This is a genomic window from Undibacterium sp. MH2W (assembly GCF_049340215.1).
Lineage (GTDB): Bacteria > Pseudomonadota > Gammaproteobacteria > Burkholderiales > Burkholderiaceae_D > Undibacterium.
In genome coordinates this window covers 166,505-183,742 of sequence record NZ_JBMPPA010000005.1, presented here as the reverse complement: position 1 = coordinate 183,742, position 17,238 = coordinate 166,505, and the positions used below count along the sequence as shown (strand labels likewise).

Sequence of the window (17,238 nt, the reverse complement as noted above, 5' to 3'; positions counted from 1 at the left end):
TTAGTGTTGCCCCTTACTGCTAATCCATTTTTTTGACAAATGGATTAACTCATCAAAATCGACTGGCTTAGACAAATAGTCGTTCGCACCAACATCTAGAATCTTTTGCTTATCTTGCGGCATCGCTTTAGCGGTTAATGCAATGATGGGTATCTCTGATAGTTGTGCGTTGGCACGGACAGCGGCGATCACCTCATAGCCATCCATCTCAGGCATCATGATGTCCATCAGAATAAGGTCAACACCCTCTTTGTCTAGCATTGCTAAGGCGAGTTTTCCATTGATGGCGCAGAGCACTTTCGCACCGTGTTGTTCTAATGCCGCCGTGACTGCAAACAGATTACGGGGATCGTCATCGACGACCAGAATGGATTGGCCTGCTAATTCTTTGCGTTGTGTTTCAGGTCGGTTGGCCGATTGTTTAATCGCTGGGACATGTTTGATTTGATTGAGGAATCGTTCAATGTTGAGTAGCAGACGTGACTCGGATTGGGGTGTTTTGATAATAATGCAGTCAGAATAGCGATGTAAGCTTGCCTCATCGGTTTCATTGAGTTCAATGGTACTCATAAAAATGAGTGCCGTATGCGTATTCCTTTCTTTCGTTGCCTGCGCAATCTCGATGGCGCGTTGAACTGAAATGCCCGTTAAATCAATAATGGCGATACTCCAGATGCCTTCGTTAAGAGCAGCGGAGATATCCTCTTCCGCGCGCACTTCTCGAAACATTTTTTGATCGTGAGCAGGCTGATTCACAAGTAATGTTTTTATTTCCTCCGCAGTGACACCACCACTGGTGATCGTAAGAATGGCGTGTGCATTCGGTTGGCGGACAAACGAAAGTAAAGTCGCTTCCGCTTCGATTAATTGGCTCTCATTTGCAGGTTTTTGTAGATAGCCGATGCTGTGTGTCAGATCCTTCGCAGCACTATGATCCCTTGCTGAGACGATATAAATAGGAATGGAAGCAAGGTCTTGCGATGACTTAATTTTTTCTAGGACAAGTGCGCCATCCATATCCGGCAAGCCGAGGTCAAGTAGGATTCCTGAGGGTTGGTAGGTATGTGCCATGGCAATACCTTGCGTACCATTTTCTGCAAGCAGTGTCTTGTAACCAAGACGACGGTTGATCTCTAGTAGTGCCATACGGAATATGGGGTCGTCATCGATCAGCAGGATCAGTTTGTCGCCGGGGTTGATGTGCAAGCGGTCATCCGTTACGGGGGTGAGTATGGATCCTGGTAAAGGTGTGGACGTGGTGTGATGATTTACTTTAGCGACCCAACCGGCTGGTTTTTCAGGTAAATAAAGCGAGAAAGTACTTCCCTGATTTTCCACACTTTGTATATCAATTGTCCCACCGAGTAAGGCAGCAATACTACGACTGATCGTTAAACCAAGTCCCGTACCACCGAACTCACGAGATGTCGAACCATCTGCTTGTCGGAAAGCCTCAAAAATGACTTCTTGTTTTTCTTTTGGAATACCGACGCCCGTATCGATCACGCTGAGACAAATGGGTAGCCTGTGTCCGGAACGTTTTGTAATGCGGAGGGTGATGCTTCCTTTTTTGGTGAACTTGAATGCATTCGACAGCAGATTTCTCATGATCTGAGCGAGCTTGTCGTGATCACTGACAAAGTCAGATTTCAACTGATCGTCGATGATAAACTGGAGATTCTTTTCTTCCGCTTGCGCACCGAAGAGGTCTTGCAGATACGAGGTGAAGGCCGTGGTTGTGATCTCGCTATAGGCGATATCCATATGGCCTGCTTCAATTTTTGATAGATCGAGCACATCATTGATCAATGCCAAGAGATCTTTCCCAGAGCGTAAAATCACCTCGGCGCGTTTGACATCTTCCGAAGACAGCGAATGGTCGCTGTTTGTTGCCATGAGCTTCGAAAGTAAGATAATCGCATTGAGCGGCGTCCGCAATTCATGCGACATATTCGCTAAAAATTCGGATTTGTATCTGCCTGAATTTTCGAGATCTTTGGCTTTCAGGTTGAGTTCAAGTTGGGATTGCTTTAATGCCTGATTATTCTGTTCCAGAACAAGCTGCTGCTCTTCCATTTGGGCGTTTGCTTGCCGTAGTTCTTCGCTTTGTTGTTGCAACTGTTGTTGCTGTTCTTCCATTTGCGCGTTGGTTTCTTGCAAGCGTTCGCTTTGCTGACGCGCATCTTGTTCTGCAGCGGTGGCTTTTGATAAGAGTTCGCGGATACTGTCTCGCTGTTCAGCGATATACAAGAACGAGGCGATGACGCCACACGCATTCGATACGAACTCTAAGTGTATCGGTTCAAATTTGACGAAGCTCGCTAGCTCAATGACACCGAGCAGTGCTTCATCCCTCATGAGTGGATACGTGTAAGTGAATAAGGGCTTATTGCTTGTGGTGCCGGTCGTAATGGGGGCGGAGTCATGACTGATGGTCGTCAGAATGATGGGTTTGCGTTCACGTGCCACTTGACCAATCGCACCCTCACCGAGTTTGCAACGAGCGCCGAGGTGTTCTCGTTCGGTGTACATATAGCTACCCATGAGATCGAGCGCTGCTTCGTCTTCTTTGTAGATATACATGACGGCGCGTCCGGCATTGAGATAACGCCCTAGAATGGTGACGCTGAGATTGCTGAGCTCTTGGATGGAATAGTCTCCCGTGAGCGCAGTGGCTATTTGGCTGTTACCATCCTTGAGCCAGTTACGGGTATCGTTGTCGAGCTTTGCAGCACGCAACAGGCTGGTCATATTATTGATGGATATACTGAGTCTATCGTGATCAGATAATACACGCGCCTCTTTGGAAAAATCACCTTTACCAATCAGATCGGTCTGGACAGCTAAATCAGCCAGATTTTGGACGAGCTTTTTAATATTGTCTAACAGGCTGTTTTCGGGGGCAGAGTCTAAAATATGGCTGAGCCGTAGATCGCCCGTTGCGACGCGTTTGACGATGTCTGTTACTTCTTGTGGGTCTCCTCCCAAATTGCGTAATACGGCACGAGCAAGAAACAGACAAATGAGTGTCACGATCACCAATAAAATAATGGAAATCAGGCTGCCATTGATCAGCGCTTGATTTTTTGATGCCTGGGCATCGTTCGCGCTATCGTTTCCTAGTTTGACGTTATACAAAAGCATGTCTTGAATCAGGGTGTTGCACTGATCAAATTGCGCCTTTAAATTGTCGTCTAACAGCACGTCACCATTTTTATCTTTTGACGAAGTCAGAAAAGTATCGATATCTGTACTCAGGTCCTGCAACATAGACTTCAGTAAGTTGAGGTAGCGTTGATCTTTGTCATCACTAATACAACTCGTACTCACACAGCCATTCCTTTCATATTTCGTCAAAAGTTCTGTCAGTGCGTAGCGGCTTTTTTTGATGTCTTTTTCAATGTCTATGCGCTTTTGTCGATCACTGTTGGAAGCGTGCAGCTCCACTAGTGTACGCGTGCGGTTGAATTCTTCTCGTGTATCGCCAAGGATCAATACGCTGCCTACGGTATTGACATTGCCATAATTAGCTTGGTTAAAGACGTTGTTTAACTCGAATAGAATAAATCCGGAGATCGTGGTGAGGCCAATGCCGACCACCAACACAATAAGAAGCAATTTCTGTTTCAACGTCAAATTCATACATATCTCCGATGGAGTCAGACAATAGTGCGTTGCGAATGCGGCGTCTTGTGCAACACGTGCCGGGCGTCTCATGGGAGGAGAGTGCGGTGTGTGTTGAATGTGGTGCTGGTTGCAGCGAGATTTGATGCTCTGGTAGAACGGTGTAGGCAGTGACACGCTCTTTGTTGCGTCGCAGCTTCCTTTTCTATTGTCAATAATTGCCGTTAGAAAAGCAACAACATCCGTGGTGATTGAAGAGGGAGTGTTGCAGAGTTCCTACCATCGATGGCAGTCACTTTGTCGATATCTGAAGAAAGGGGTGAGGGTAAGTGAATGGCGCTTACAATTTGTATTACTTTTTCCGCGCATTAAATAATAAAAATGATAATTTAATTGCTAAAAAAGCCACGTAATCAGAATTTTTTATCAAAAAAAGGAAAAATAATTTAAAAATTTCGGGTTTTTGTAACTTTCCTTGTCAACCGGAGTCCAGCTACTCTCGTTTTGGATACTACAGAATCTTTGCCAGCACTTATTGGAGACAGCGAAGGTTCCATCTTAAAGGAGTCTGGAAATGATTTACGAAATTTTGGTGCGCTCTTCCGATAATAAAAAAATGACATCGGACAATTTGATTTGGATTGAAAGTGACTTGCCTTCACGTTCCTTTGAAAAATGGTTGCGTGACCGTGCACTGCTCGACGGTACATTACAGGCACCTGTTGTACGTTGGAGTATTGTTCAGACAACACGTCAGGCACACTTCAAATTAGCGACACAGGCCAAAGCACTGAAAAGCCGCATCTCCGAATTGATGAGCGCGCAGCCAGAGGTGCGTGAAGTGCCAGACGCTTCTAAAGCATTAAGCGCCTTTCGCCTGAAGGCACAAAAGAGTGATTTGGTGGCAGCTTACCTCTAATTCAGGTCTGCATTACTGAAGTCAAAGAAGCACAAACAGTCAGCAGCTGTTTGTGCTTTTTGTGTTTTTTGTGCTCTTTATACCGTTAGTATTTTTGTCAGATGTTCTCGCTCTTGTCATGCTGCGAGAGCGGGATGCAATCGGTATCTGACAACGACAGCCCTTGCATCCCTCTGCATCGATCTTAAAACTCGTCCCATTCAGCGGGGTTATCCGCGCCGCGAGACGGCACTTGCGCTATCGCTTTGCGCGGTGTCGGTCTTACTGTCGATGGTGCCAATCGTGGAGACGGTCTCGTTGGGCTTGCAGGCTTGTTGATTGTTGCTGTGAGTTTGGCGTTGTGTTCATCAGATAGCCTGAATTGCGCGACAACCTGTGACAATTTTGTCGACTGGTCGCGCATGCTCTCAGCGGCTGCGGCCGCTTGCTCAACCAGCGCCGCGTTTTGTTGCGTCATCTGGTCCATTTCGTTAATCGCGATATTGACTTGTTCGATGCCCGAACTTTGCTCCTGACTCGCTGAGCTAATTTCCGCCATAATGTCCGCAACGTGCTGCACGCTGGAGACAATTTCTTTCATCGTCATCCCAGCGGTATCGACCAACTTACTGCCGAAGTCGACTTTTTCGACGGAATCGTCAATCAATGTTTTGATTTCTTTTGCAGCAGAAGCACTGCGTTGTGCCAGGCTACGTACTTCGGACGCCACGACCGCAAATCCACGACCCTGTTCTCCAGCACGTGCTGCTTCGACGGCGGCATTTAATGCCAGAATGTTGGTCTGAAAAGCAATGCCATCGATTACCGAAATAATGTCCACGATTTTATTGGAGCTTTCCTTAATGGAGCCCATAGTCGTCACGACTTGTTCGACGACGCTTCCGCCCTTGACTGCAACGCCTGAGGCGGTAACCACCAACTGATTCGCTTGTCGGGCATTATCCGCATTCTGGCGGACGGTGGAGGTCAGTTCTTCCATCGAGGAAGCGGTTTCTTCGAGAGAGCCTGCCTGAGATTCTGTGCGGGAGGATAAATCGGCATTACCAGCGGCGATCTCACTGGCTGCGACATGAATCGTTTCGGTGCCTTGTCTGACGTCCGCAATCACGTAGCTTAAGCCAGTATTGATGCCGTTGATGGCATCGACCAATTCTCCGATCTCATCTTGGCGTTGATTTGTTACCGATTGCGTCAAATCGCCTTGTGCCATTCTTTTTGCTACCGCGGTCGCTTCGATCAATGGCGTTGTAATGGATCGTGTAATGATCCAAGCCAGTGCAGCGGATAAACTCACAGCAATCAAGGACAAGATGATCATGATTGTGCGGCTTGATTGATAACTTGATTCAATATCTGCACCGGTCTGATCAATTTGCTCTCGCTCAAACTTGAGCAGTTCTTCAATTTTTTTGATGTAATTAACAGAGGCTGGAATAAAAATTTGTTCCAATGCTTGGTTTGCCTCGTCTGCTTTGTCTTCTTTTTTTAACGTGAGTACTTTTTCTCGGCCTTCGACATAGACTTTGCGTGCCTCGCCAATTTCTTTAAAGAGGCTTTTTTCCTTGTCGGTGTTCATGTGCGCTTCAATCGCTTTCTGAAGTGCCGCCGAGCTTTGTGTGGATTCTTCCTGATCCGCTTTAAAGAATGCATTCAGTGATGGGTCGCTACTTTTTGCAATGGCAGAAGTGCGACGAATACCCGTATGAATATTTCTATACCAGTCACTGACGAGGCGCTCAGTCGTGAGAGGGTCGTTTAATAATTCTCGCGTTGACGTGGCGACATGACTTAAGCGCGAGAGTGCCATCAGTGTGGTAATCAGTGTCAAAACCAGAATGAGCGTGAAGCCTAGTCCGAGGCGTCTTCCTACGGATAAGTGATGTGTGAATGAATTCATGCTTGTCTCGATCGTTTTAATTTGGCTAGGGTCATGTTGTTAATTGTTGCTAAGCTGCAATGTTCACGATGTACAGTTTATACGTGAATGTGGTGTAGGTGGTGTCGACTGCCTATTAAATTTGCAAAAGTATCGCGAAACGTTAATTCTCGCAGAACATGGTGAAAGCTTCATGACTCTCATAAAATCGGTGGATGTCGTCTCGCCATCGGTTTTTGATGGGTCGGTGAACGATCTGTTCTACAATCAAGCTATTTCGCAATTTACCTTTACAGTATGGCAAGATTACCCCGTTTGGTCATTCCGCAGGCGCTGCACCATGTGATACAACGTTGTCACGATGGCATTTCTTTGTTTCGAGATGATGATGATTACCAGACTTTTCTTCGTTTTCTCACGCAAGCTGCGAAACAATTTCGGGTCGCGATTCATGCTTATGTCTTGATGCCGGATCACGTCCATTTTGCCCTGACTCCTTCCGACGAACAGGGGTTGAGTAAGATGATGCAACATATCGGTCGGTATTACGTGCCGTACTTTAATCACAAATATCAGCGAGGCGGTAGTTTGTGGCAAGGGCGTTTCAAGGCGACGGTGTTGCAGGCTGAATCGTATTTTTTGCCTTGTAGTGTGTACATCGAGACGAATCCGGTTCGTGCGGGCCTTGTCAGTGAGACAGCCGATTATCCGTGGTCAAGTTATCAACATCATGCGGGACAAAGGCTTGATCCGCTGGTCTCAGATCATCCGATTTTTTGGGCGCTGGGAAATACCCCGTTCCAACGGGAGGCCAATTACAAAGAGATGATTGCCGCATCCGTTTCTGCAAAACAGATTGATGTCCTGACTGAAGCGACAAATAAAGGGTGGTTGCTCGGCACAACCGATTTTAAAGTGGACATGGCAAAGTTGGTCGAGCGTCGGATTGAGCCTGCCAAACCGGGACGTCCTCGTAAGCAAGTGTAGTCAAGCTTGAATGCGGCGTGATGCTGTATCAGAATGAAGCAGAGGTGATCTGCTTCTTTTTAATGATAAAAATCGACTCTGACCCCAATAAAAAAACACGCAAATGATTTATATTTTTAATGCACTCTGACCCTATTTATTCTTGTTGAAGTTTCTTTTGCGCTGCACTATCCTCTTTCTCAGACTTTCAATTTTGCTCTCTGGAGATAGCTATGCAAGCCCAAGGTTTATACGATCCATCGAACGAACACGATGCCTGCGGCGTCGGTTTTATTGCGCACATCAAGGGTAAGAAAAATCACGCCATCGTTGAACAAGGCTTGCTGATTTTGAAGAATCTTGACCACCGGGGTGCTGTTGGTGCGGACGCGCTGATGGGTGACGGTGCGGGTGTCTTGATCCAAATTCCAGATCAATACTATCGCGAAGAAATGGCGAAGCAGGGCGTCCAATTGCCTCCACCAGGCGAATACGGCGTTGGTATGATCTTTTTGCCAAAAGAACACGCTTCTCGTTTGGCTTGCGAGCAAGAAATCGAGCGTGCAGTGCGCGCTGAAGGACAAGTCGTCTTGGGCTGGCGCGATGTGCCTGTGGATCGCGATATGCCGATGTCGCCGACCGTGCGTGAAAAAGAACCAGTGATTCGTCAGATTTTCATCGGTCGCGGTCCAGATATCATGGTGACCGATGCGTTAGAGCGCAAACTGTACGTGATCCGTAAGTCCGCAGTGCATGCGATCGAAGCACTAAAGCTGATCCACGGCAAAGAATACTTCGTGCCCTCCATGTCAGCGCGTACGATTGTCTACAAGGGCTTGTTGTTGGCCGATCAGGTAGGCGTCTACTACAAAGATTTGCAAGATGAACGCTGCGTCTCTGCGTTAGCTTTAGTCCATCAACGTTTCTCTACTAATACCTTCCCTGAGTGGCCATTGGCTCACCCGTACCGCATGATTGCGCACAACGGTGAAATCAATACCGTCAAAGGCAATTTCAACTGGATGCGTGCGCGTGAAGGCGTGATGAAGTCGGCCGTATTGGGCGACGACTTGCAAAAACTCTATCCGCTGATTTTTGAAGGCCAGTCGGATACAGCGAGCTTCGATAATGCCTTAGAGTTGTTGGTGATGGCGGGTTATCCAATTGCACAGGCAATGATGATGATGATTCCTGAAGCGTGGGAAAACCACGGCATGATGGATGAAAACCGTCGTGCGTTCTATGAATACCACGCAGCGATGATGGAGCCATGGGATGGTCCCGCAGCGATGGCGTTTACGGATGGTCGTCAGATTGGCGGTACGCTTGATCGTAATGGCTTGCGCCCAGCGCGTTATATCGTGACCGACGATGATCTCGTCGTCATGGCGTCGGAATCAGGTGTCTTGCCGATTCCAGAATCAAAAATCATCAAAAAATGGCGTCTGCAACCAGGTAAGATGTTCTTGATCGATCTCGAAGCAGGTCGCATCATTGATGACAAAGAAATTAAAGATACTTACGCTAACGCGAAACCTTACAAACAATGGATTAGCTCTGTTCGTATCAAGCTCAACGAGCTCAAAGGAACTGTTGACGCACAACCAGAGTCCGCGACCTTGCTTGACCGTCAGCAAGCTTTTGGTTACACCCAAGAAGACATCAAATTCTTGATGACGCCAATGGCAGTGAGTGGTGAAGAAGCAATTGGCTCGATGGGAAATGACTCGTCCTTAGCGGTCATGTCGAATAAGCTCAAACCGCTGTATAACTACTTTAAGCATTTGTTTGCGCAGGTTACAAACCCACCAATCGATCCGATCCGTGAAGCGATGGTGATGTCCTTGGTGTCGTTCATTGGTCCTAAGCCTAATCTGCTTGATACCAACAACATCAACCCACCGATGCGTCTTGAAGTGGCGCAACCTGTACTGAATTTTGATGATATCGCCAAACTGCGCAATATCAGCGCTAATACTGGCGGTAAGTTCAAATCGTACGAACTGGATATCTGTTATCCAGTCGCTTGGGGTAAAGATGGGATTGAAGCCCGCTTGGCATCGATTTGTGCTGAGGTCGTCGATGCGGTGAAATCCGGTCATAACATCATGATCATCACTGACCGCAAAATGGACGCGAACTTCGTTGCGATTCCAGCTCTGTTGGCGACATCGACCGTGCATCAGCATTTGGTCAGCAAAGGCCTGCGCACGACAACAGGTCTCGTTGTTGAAACAGGTTCTGCCCGTGAGACACACCATTTTGCGTTGTTGGCAGGTTACGGCGCTGAAGCAGTGCATCCATACCTGGCGATGCAAACACTCGCAGACATGGCACCGAGCTTGCCTGGTGGCATTGCCGCTGAAAAAGCGATTTACAACTACACCAAAGCGATTGGTAAAGGCCTCATGAAAGTCATGTCCAAAATGGGCATTTCGACTTACATGTCTTACTGTGGCGCACAGATTTTTGAAGCCATTGGTCTTAATAAATCGTTGGTTGATAAATACTTTAAAGGCACCGCGTCCAACGTCGAAGGTATTGGCGTGTTTGAAGTCGCAGAAGAAGCGTTGCGTTTGCATTCGCTGGCGTTTAGTGCTGATCCTGTTCTGGAAAATGCCCTTGATGCCGGTGGTGAATATGCGTTCCGTATTCGTGGTGAAGATCACATGTGGACACCGGATGCGATTGCTAAATTGCAGCACTCCACACGTGCCAATAACTACAATTCGTACAAAGAATATGCACAGATCATCAATGACCAATCTAAGCGTCATATGACTCTGCGTGGCTTGTTCGAATTCAAAATTGATCCGGCGAAAGCGATTCCATTGGATCAAGTTGAACCAGCCAAAGAAATCGTCAAACGTTTTGCGACTGGTGCGATGTCCTTGGGTTCGATCAGTACCGAAGCACACGCGACACTGGCCATTGCCATGAACCGTATCGGTGGTAAATCGAACACTGGTGAAGGTGGCGAAGACCCTGCGCGTTACACGCAAGAACTTAAAGGTATTCCAATCAAGCAAGGTGAAAGCTTAGCGTCGGTGATTGGCCGTGATCAGATCGAAGTCGATATTCCATTGCAGGATGGTGATTCACTGCGTTCACGAATCAAACAGGTGGCCTCTGGTCGCTTTGGTGTCACGGCAGAATACTTGATTTCTGCGGATCAGATTCAGATCAAAATGGCGCAAGGTGCGAAGCCAGGTGAAGGTGGTCAGTTGCCAGGCCACAAGGTCTCTGAATACATTGCTAAATTACGTTTCTCTGTACCAGGCGTGGGCTTGATTTCACCACCGCCACACCATGATATTTATTCGATTGAAGATTTGGCACAGTTGATTCATGATTTGAAAAACGTGAATCCAAAAGCGTCGATTTCAGTGAAGTTGGTTTCTGAAGTGGGTGTGGGTACGATTGCTGCTGGTGTCTCTAAAGCGAAAGCAGACCACGTTGTTATCGCTGGCCATGACGGCGGAACGGGCGCGTCTCCATTGTCGTCCATCAAACATGCCGGCACACCATGGGAGCTGGGTCTGTCTGAAACACAGCAGACACTAGTACTGAATGGCTTACGCGGTCGTGTTCGTGTTCAGGCTGATGGTCAGATGAAGACGGGTCGCGACGTCGCGATTGCGGCGATGTTGGGTGCCGATGAAATCGGCTTTGCGACAGCACCATTGGTGGTTGAAGGTTGCATCATGATGCGTAAATGTCACCTCAATACGTGCCCAGTTGGTGTCGCGACACAGGATCCAGTCTTGCGTGCGAAGTTCTCTGGTAAGCCTGAATATGTGGTGAATTACTTCTTCTTCGTTGCGGAAGAAGTACGTCAGATCATGGCGCAATTAGGTGTACGTACTTACGATGAGCTGATCGGCCGTGTTGATCTGCTGGATAAATCCAAAGCGATCTCCCATTGGAAAGCAAAAGGGTTGGACTTCGCGAAGATTTTCCATCAACCCGAAACGACAGCGCACCCCGATATCCGTCATGTCGAAGGACAAGATCACGGTCTCGACAAAGCCTTGGATAACAAACTGATTGCACAAGCCAAGATTGCATTGGAAACAGGAGAAAAAGTCTCCTTCATTTCGCCAATCAAAAACTTGAATCGCACAGTCGGCGCGATGTTGTCTGGTGAAGTGGCGAAAAAATATGGTCACGCTGGTTTGCCTGACGATACGATTCATATTCAGTTGCAAGGGACTGCAGGTCAATCTGCTGGCGCGTTCTTGGCACAAGGTGTGACACTGGATCTGGTTGGCGAAGGCAATGATTACGTTGGTAAAGGCTTATCTGGTGGACGAATCATTATTCGCCCTAACACAGAGTTCCGTGGCTGGGCAGTCGACAACATCATTTGCGGTAATACCGTGTTGTACGGTGCTATTTCAGGTGAAGCATTTATCAATGGTGTTGCTGGTGAACGTTTTGCGGTTCGTAACTCTGGCGCAGTCGCCGTGGTGGAAGGAACAGGAGACCACGGTTGCGAATACATGACGGGCGGCACAGTGATCGTTCTGGGCAATACTGGCCGTAACTTTGCAGCAGGGATGTCGGGTGGTATCGCCTACGTCTACGATCCTGATGGCGAGTTTGAAGCGAAATGCAATATGTCGATGGTCACCCTTGAGCCAGTACTGGCAGGTGATGTCCAAGCAGCAACGATCGATAAAGCAATTTGGCACAGCCGTGTTCGTGGTGGTGAAGGCGAAACAGATGAAGCGATCTTGCGTACGCTGATCGAACGTCATTTCAAACATACTGGCAGCACACGTTCACGTAATTTGTTGGATGATTGGGCACGTAGTCGCGCTAAGTTCGTCAAAGTGTTCCCGACAGAATACAAGCGCGCCTTGGCGGAGATGCACGCTGCCAAACAGGCTGCCGTGGTAGTTGAAAAAGCAGCTTAATCGCGCGTTTGCCAAAATGTGCCTCTCGCACTTCAGTGACACTGGTGTGAGAGGCATCAAAGAATTCAGGGCAGCCAGCCCGCAACGATATTGAGGTCAGATCATGGGAAAAGTAACCGGATTTATGGAATACCAGCGCTTGCAGGAAGCCAGCGAAGCGCCACAGTCACGTAAAAAGCATTACAAAGAATTTTTGGTCCATCTTGATGATGCACAATCCAAAGTTCAGGCAGCCCGCTGCATGGACTGTGGTATCCCGTTTTGTAATAACGGCTGCCCAGTCAATAACATCATTCCTGACTGGAATGACCTCGTCTACCACGGTGATGTGAAGCAAGCATTGGATGTGTTGCATTCAACTAATAACTTCCCAGAATTCACGGGTCGTATTTGCCCAGCACCGTGTGAATCAGCGTGTACTTTGGGTATCAATTCGGATGCCGTTGGTATTAAATCGATTGAGCACTACATCATCGATAAAGGCTGGGAAAACGGATGGGTTACGCCTAAAGTGCCTACCGCAAAAACGGGCAAGAAAATCGCGATTGTCGGTTCCGGTCCTGCAGGTCTCGCGGCAGCCCAACAACTGGCGCGTGTTGGTCACGATGTGACGGTTTTCGAGAAAAACGATCGCGTCGGTGGATTGCTGCGCTACGGCATTCCTGATTTTAAAATGGAAAAATCCCATATTGATCGCCGCGTAGAGCAGATGCAGGCAGAGGGTGTGACATTCCGTACTGGTGTGTTGGTAGGTAAAGATTTCCCAGGCGCGATCACCAATTGGTCGAAAGAAATCATCTCGCCTGAGCAACTGCAAAAAGACTTTGATGCCGTGATTATCGCTGGCGGTGCTGAAACACCGCGTGATTTACCTGTTCCTGGTCGTGAATTGAAAGGTGTTCACTTCGCGATGGAGTTTTTGCCGGTACAAAACAAAGTGAATGCGGGTGATAAAGTCAAAGATCAGATCATGGCGAGCGGCAAGCACGTCGTGGTGATCGGTGGTGGTGATACGGGTTCGGATTGTGTTGGCACATCGAACCGCCATGGCGCGAAGTCGGTTGCTCAATTTGAATTGTTGCCACAACCACCGGAACAAGAGAACAAACCAATGGTGTGGCCTTATTGGCCAACGAAATTGCGCACATCGTCGTCCCATGAAGAAGGATGTGAGCGTGATTGGGCCGTAGCAACCAAGCGTCTTGAAGGCAAAGCTGGCAAAGTCGACAAATTGATTGCGTGCCGCGTTGAGTGGAAAGACGGAAAAATGCAAGAAGTGCCCGATTCTGAGTTCGAGATGAAGGCCGATTTAGTGCTGTTGGCAATGGGTTTTGTGTCCCCAGTGCAGCAAGTGTTGGATGCTTTCGGTGTTGAAAAAGACGCCCGTGGCAATGCGAAAGCGACGACAGACGGTGTTGGTTGCTACAAAACGAATGTCGATAAAGTGTTTGCGGCGGGTGATATGCGCCGTGGTCAATCGCTGGTGGTATGGGCCATTCGCGAGGGACGCCAATGCGCACGCGAAGTAGACGCATTTTTAATGGGTAGCTCGGTATTGCCTCGATAATGATGAAGAGATGACATGGAGTAGGTTTTCCATTCATCGCAGTGCACAAATAATTGACTGATTTCTGCTGAAAAGTTGAGATCAGTCAATTTTTTTTTAGAAAAACACAAAAGAATGAAAAATTAATGACTGAGAATTCACTAATTTTTCATTGCCAAAAAGTAACAAAATGAATAAGTAATGACAAAATACAGCTTTTGTTTCTATTTGTTTTGAAAATCCTCTAAAAAGCAAAATTAATGTGATTTGCTTGCATTTTTAATATACTTCTTGTCACAACTCTGTTTGCAGATCTGCATTACAATCTAGCTTTCGTTCATACTCATCCTCGACGTGCCAAATCTCGTAGAAATTCGTAATCTGCAGTTTAGTTATGGTGCCAGGGCAATTTTGTCCGGGCTGACGATGGATTTCCCGCGCGGTAAAGTCATCGCTGTCATGGGCGGTTCCGGCTCGGGAAAAACGACTATTCTGCGTCTCATCGGTGGTCAACTTCGCCCACAAGAAGGTACTGTGCGTGTTGATGGCCAGCAAATAATGGACTTGGATAACAAGGGCCTGTACGCAATCCGTCGGAAAATGGGCATGTTATTTCAACATGGCGCGTTATTTACCGATTTAAGCGTGTTTGATAACGTTGCGTTCCCGATCCGTGAGCACACTGATTTAACAGAAGCAATGATCCGTGATCTGGTGATGTTAAAATTGCAAGCAGTTGGCCTGCGAAATGCCGCTAGTTTGATGCCCTCGGAGATTTCTGGTGGGATGGCTCGACGCGTCGCCCTCGCTCGCGCTGTGGCCCTCGATCCGCAACTGATGATGTATGACGAACCTTTTGCAGGTCTTGATCCTATCTCAATGGGCGTTACTGCTAATTTGATACGGAACTTGAACGATGCCTTAGGGTCTACCACGATATTGGTCTCGCACGATGTGAATGAGTCCTTTGCGATTGCTGATTATGTTTATTTCTTGTCTCAAGGAAAAATTGTTGCCACCGGTACACCAGAAGAGATGATGGCATCGGAAGATCCTTATGTGAAGCAGTTCGTTCATGCCGAGGCAGATGGACCCGTCCCTTTTCACTATCCAGGCAAGTCGTTGTTGGATGATCTGGGCTTGAAAGGGCACGTTGTATGATTGAAAACGTTGGTAAATGGGTGCGTGAATCCGCCAGTGATTTGGGGTACGCGACCCGTAGTTTCTTTTTAATTTTGCGCAGTGCGTCAGGTTTATGGCGCAGACCGCGACTGATTACCGATCAGATTCATTTTATTGGTAATTACTCGCTGGTGATTATCGCTATTTCTGGTTTGTTTGTTGGGTTTGTGCTCGGATATCAGGGGTACTACACGCTGAACCGTTATGGGTCTGAAGAAGCGCTGGGATTGCTGGTTGCCTTGTCGTTGACCCGTGAGTTGGGGCCGGTCGTGACGGCGTTGCTCTTTGCCGGACGCGCCGGTACATCGTTGACAGCTGAAATCGGGCTCATGAAAGCGGGCGAGCAGCTCGCTGCCATGGAAATGATGGCCGTGGACCCGATTGAGCGTGTTCTTGCTCCTCGGTTTATTGCAGGATTGATCTCCATGCCAATCCTGACTGCCATTTTTAATGCCATGGGTATTATTGGTGGTTATATCGTTGGTGTGAAGCTGATTGGTGTCGACGAAGGCTCTTTCTGGTCGCAAATGCAGGCGGGTGTGGAAGTGTGGCAAGACATTGGTAACGGTGTCATTAAAAGTATCGTCTTTGGTTTCGCCGTCACCTTCGTTGCTTTGTTTCAGGGTTATGAAGCGCAGCCAACACCGGAGGGTGTAGCGCGAGCGACAACCCGAACGGTTGTGATTTCATCGCTGTTGGTACTGGCGCTGGATTTCTTATTAACCGCGTGGATGTTTCAGTAAGAAAAAAGCGGGGAGAGGTCATCCCTGCTGATACCGGGTGCGTTGAAACAGTAACGACGACAAATGACAGCATCTCCCCATGTTGAGCAGGGTGAGAGGATTACGTTAGGAAAAAGCATGCAAAAAAAATCTTTAGATTTCTGGGTAGGTCTCTTTGTGGTGTTAGGTGCTGCGGCGCTGTTATTTTTAGCACTGCAAGCGGGCAATATGAGCTCGCTGTCCCTGGATAAGACCTATGATGTCGTAACACGATTCGATAACATCGGCGGTTTGAAACCACGTGCTGCAGTCAAAAGCGCAGGTGTGGTGGTAGGACGCGTTGCCGATATTAAATTTGATGATAAAACGTTCCAAGCGACGGTGACTTTACGTTTGGATACGCGGTATCACTTTCCTAAAGATAGTTCAGCAAAGATCCTGACCGCAGGTTTGCTGGGCGAGCAATACATTGGTCTGGAAGCCGGTGGCGACACGAATAATCTGGTCGCTGGTGACAGAATTAAAATGACGCAGTCGGCAATTGTTCTGGAAAATCTGATTAGTCAGTTTTTATTCAGTAAAGCGACCGACAGCAGTTCGGAAGAGAAAAAATGACATACCTTACAAGTAAAATGCTGCCCCCTCGCCTAGGGGTGATGTTAGCCCTCACAGTGAGCTTGCTGACGACCGCCTGCACCACGGTCACCGTGGAAAAAATCAAGGACAAAGCAGACAAAACGATCGATGCAATCGCGGTCAAGACCAACATCGGACAAAACCCAAGGGATCCGTTGGAAGGGTTTAACCGTGCGATGTTTAACTTCAACGATAGCGTTGATCAGGCCGTTCTGAAACCGGTAGCGCAGGTCTATCACGATGTGACGCCGTCTTTTGTTCAAACGGGCATCGGCAATTTCTTCGGTAATATTGGCGATATTTGGAGCGCGTTTAACAGCTTGCTGCAAGGCAAGGGTGCTGAAAGTGTGAATGGTTTTATGCGCGTCGGTCTCAATACGACCTTCGGTTTAGGCGGTTTGCTTGATATTAGCTCACCTGCAGGTTTGAGCAAGCACAAAGAAGATTTTGGTCAGACTCTGGGATATTGGGGAGTTCGTTCTGGACCTTATCTGGTATTGCCGGTATTTGGACCAACAACCGTTCGCGATGCGTTAGCGCAACCAATCGATTTCTACGGAGATGCGTGGTCCTACTACAAACCTGTGTATGTCCGAAATACAGGTAGCGTAGTACGTTTGGTCGACTTACGTGCAGGCGTGCTTGATGCCGGATCGTTGATTGAGGATGCTGCGTTAGATAAATATGTGTTTATTCGTGATGCTTACCTACAGCGTCGTGCAAATGAAATTCATCCAGACGACGAGTAATTGGCAAATCGATTAAGATGGTTGGGCACGGGATGGATTGTCCCTGATACAGATAGTTAAACAAGCGAGTGCCCGTAATTGGCTCGCTAGAAATGGAAT

At 47.8% G+C, this 17,238-nt stretch carries 10 protein-coding genes; 8 read left to right on the top strand and 2 right to left on the bottom strand.

Annotated features, from left to right (window positions below; all coding sequences use genetic code 11):
* Complete coding sequence (locus tag ACO0K2_RS13715; RefSeq protein ID WP_423019713.1) at positions 1 to 3,642, bottom strand: response regulator; 3,642 nt, start codon at positions 3,640 to 3,642, stop codon at positions 1 to 3.
* A gap of 556 nt (positions 3,643 to 4,198) precedes the next feature.
* Here ACO0K2_RS13715 and ACO0K2_RS13710 point away from each other — a divergent pair.
* Positions 4,199 to 4,543 (top strand): hypothetical protein, encoded by a 345-nt coding sequence (locus ACO0K2_RS13710; protein ID WP_423019711.1) that lies wholly within the window; start codon positions 4,199 to 4,201, stop codon positions 4,541 to 4,543.
* A gap of 184 nt (positions 4,544 to 4,727) precedes the next feature.
* Here the strand turns inward: ACO0K2_RS13710 and ACO0K2_RS13705 are convergent, their stop codons facing one another.
* Positions 4,728 to 6,440 carry a methyl-accepting chemotaxis protein gene (locus tag ACO0K2_RS13705; protein WP_423019709.1) on the bottom strand — a complete coding sequence of 571 codons (1,713 nt, stop codon included), beginning with the start codon at positions 6,438 to 6,440 and terminating at the stop codon, positions 4,728 to 4,730.
* Positions 6,441 to 6,716: 276 nt separating this feature from the next.
* Here ACO0K2_RS13705 and ACO0K2_RS13700 point away from each other — a divergent pair, with 276 nt between their 5' ends.
* From ACO0K2_RS13700 to ACO0K2_RS13670, 7 genes are all read left to right on the top strand, one after another.
* Positions 6,717 to 7,406 carry an REP-associated tyrosine transposase gene (locus tag ACO0K2_RS13700; RefSeq protein ID WP_423019707.1) on the top strand — a complete coding sequence of 230 codons (690 nt, stop codon included), beginning with the start codon at positions 6,717 to 6,719 and terminating at the stop codon, positions 7,404 to 7,406.
* Between the two features lie 212 nt (positions 7,407 to 7,618).
* Entirely contained in the window at positions 7,619 to 12,304 is a 4,686-nt protein-coding gene (locus tag ACO0K2_RS13695) for a glutamate synthase-related protein (RefSeq protein ID WP_423019705.1), read from the top strand.
* Between the two features lie 103 nt (positions 12,305 to 12,407).
* Entirely contained in the window at positions 12,408 to 13,871 is a 1,464-nt protein-coding gene (locus tag ACO0K2_RS13690) for a glutamate synthase subunit beta (RefSeq protein ID WP_423019703.1), read from the top strand.
* Between the two features lie 333 nt (positions 13,872 to 14,204).
* A complete protein-coding gene (locus ACO0K2_RS13685; RefSeq protein WP_423019701.1) occupies positions 14,205 to 15,011 on the top strand; it encodes an ABC transporter ATP-binding protein in 807 nt (268 codons plus the stop codon).
* Positions 15,008 to 15,775 (top strand): lipid asymmetry maintenance ABC transporter permease subunit MlaE, encoded by a 768-nt coding sequence (mlaE, locus tag ACO0K2_RS13680; protein ID WP_423019699.1) that lies wholly within the window; start codon positions 15,008 to 15,010, stop codon positions 15,773 to 15,775. Before ACO0K2_RS13685 ends, mlaE begins: the two co-directional genes overlap by 4 nt.
* Before the next feature lie 117 nt (positions 15,776 to 15,892).
* On the top strand, positions 15,893 to 16,369 hold the full coding sequence (gene mlaD, locus ACO0K2_RS13675) for an outer membrane lipid asymmetry maintenance protein MlaD (protein WP_423019697.1): 477 nt from the start codon (positions 15,893 to 15,895) through the stop codon (positions 16,367 to 16,369).
* Positions 16,366 to 17,139 carry an MlaA family lipoprotein gene (locus tag ACO0K2_RS13670; RefSeq protein ID WP_423019695.1) on the top strand — a complete coding sequence of 258 codons (774 nt, stop codon included), beginning with the start codon at positions 16,366 to 16,368 and terminating at the stop codon, positions 17,137 to 17,139. Before mlaD ends, ACO0K2_RS13670 begins: the two co-directional genes overlap by 4 nt.
* Positions 17,140 to 17,238 lie beyond the last annotated feature (99 nt).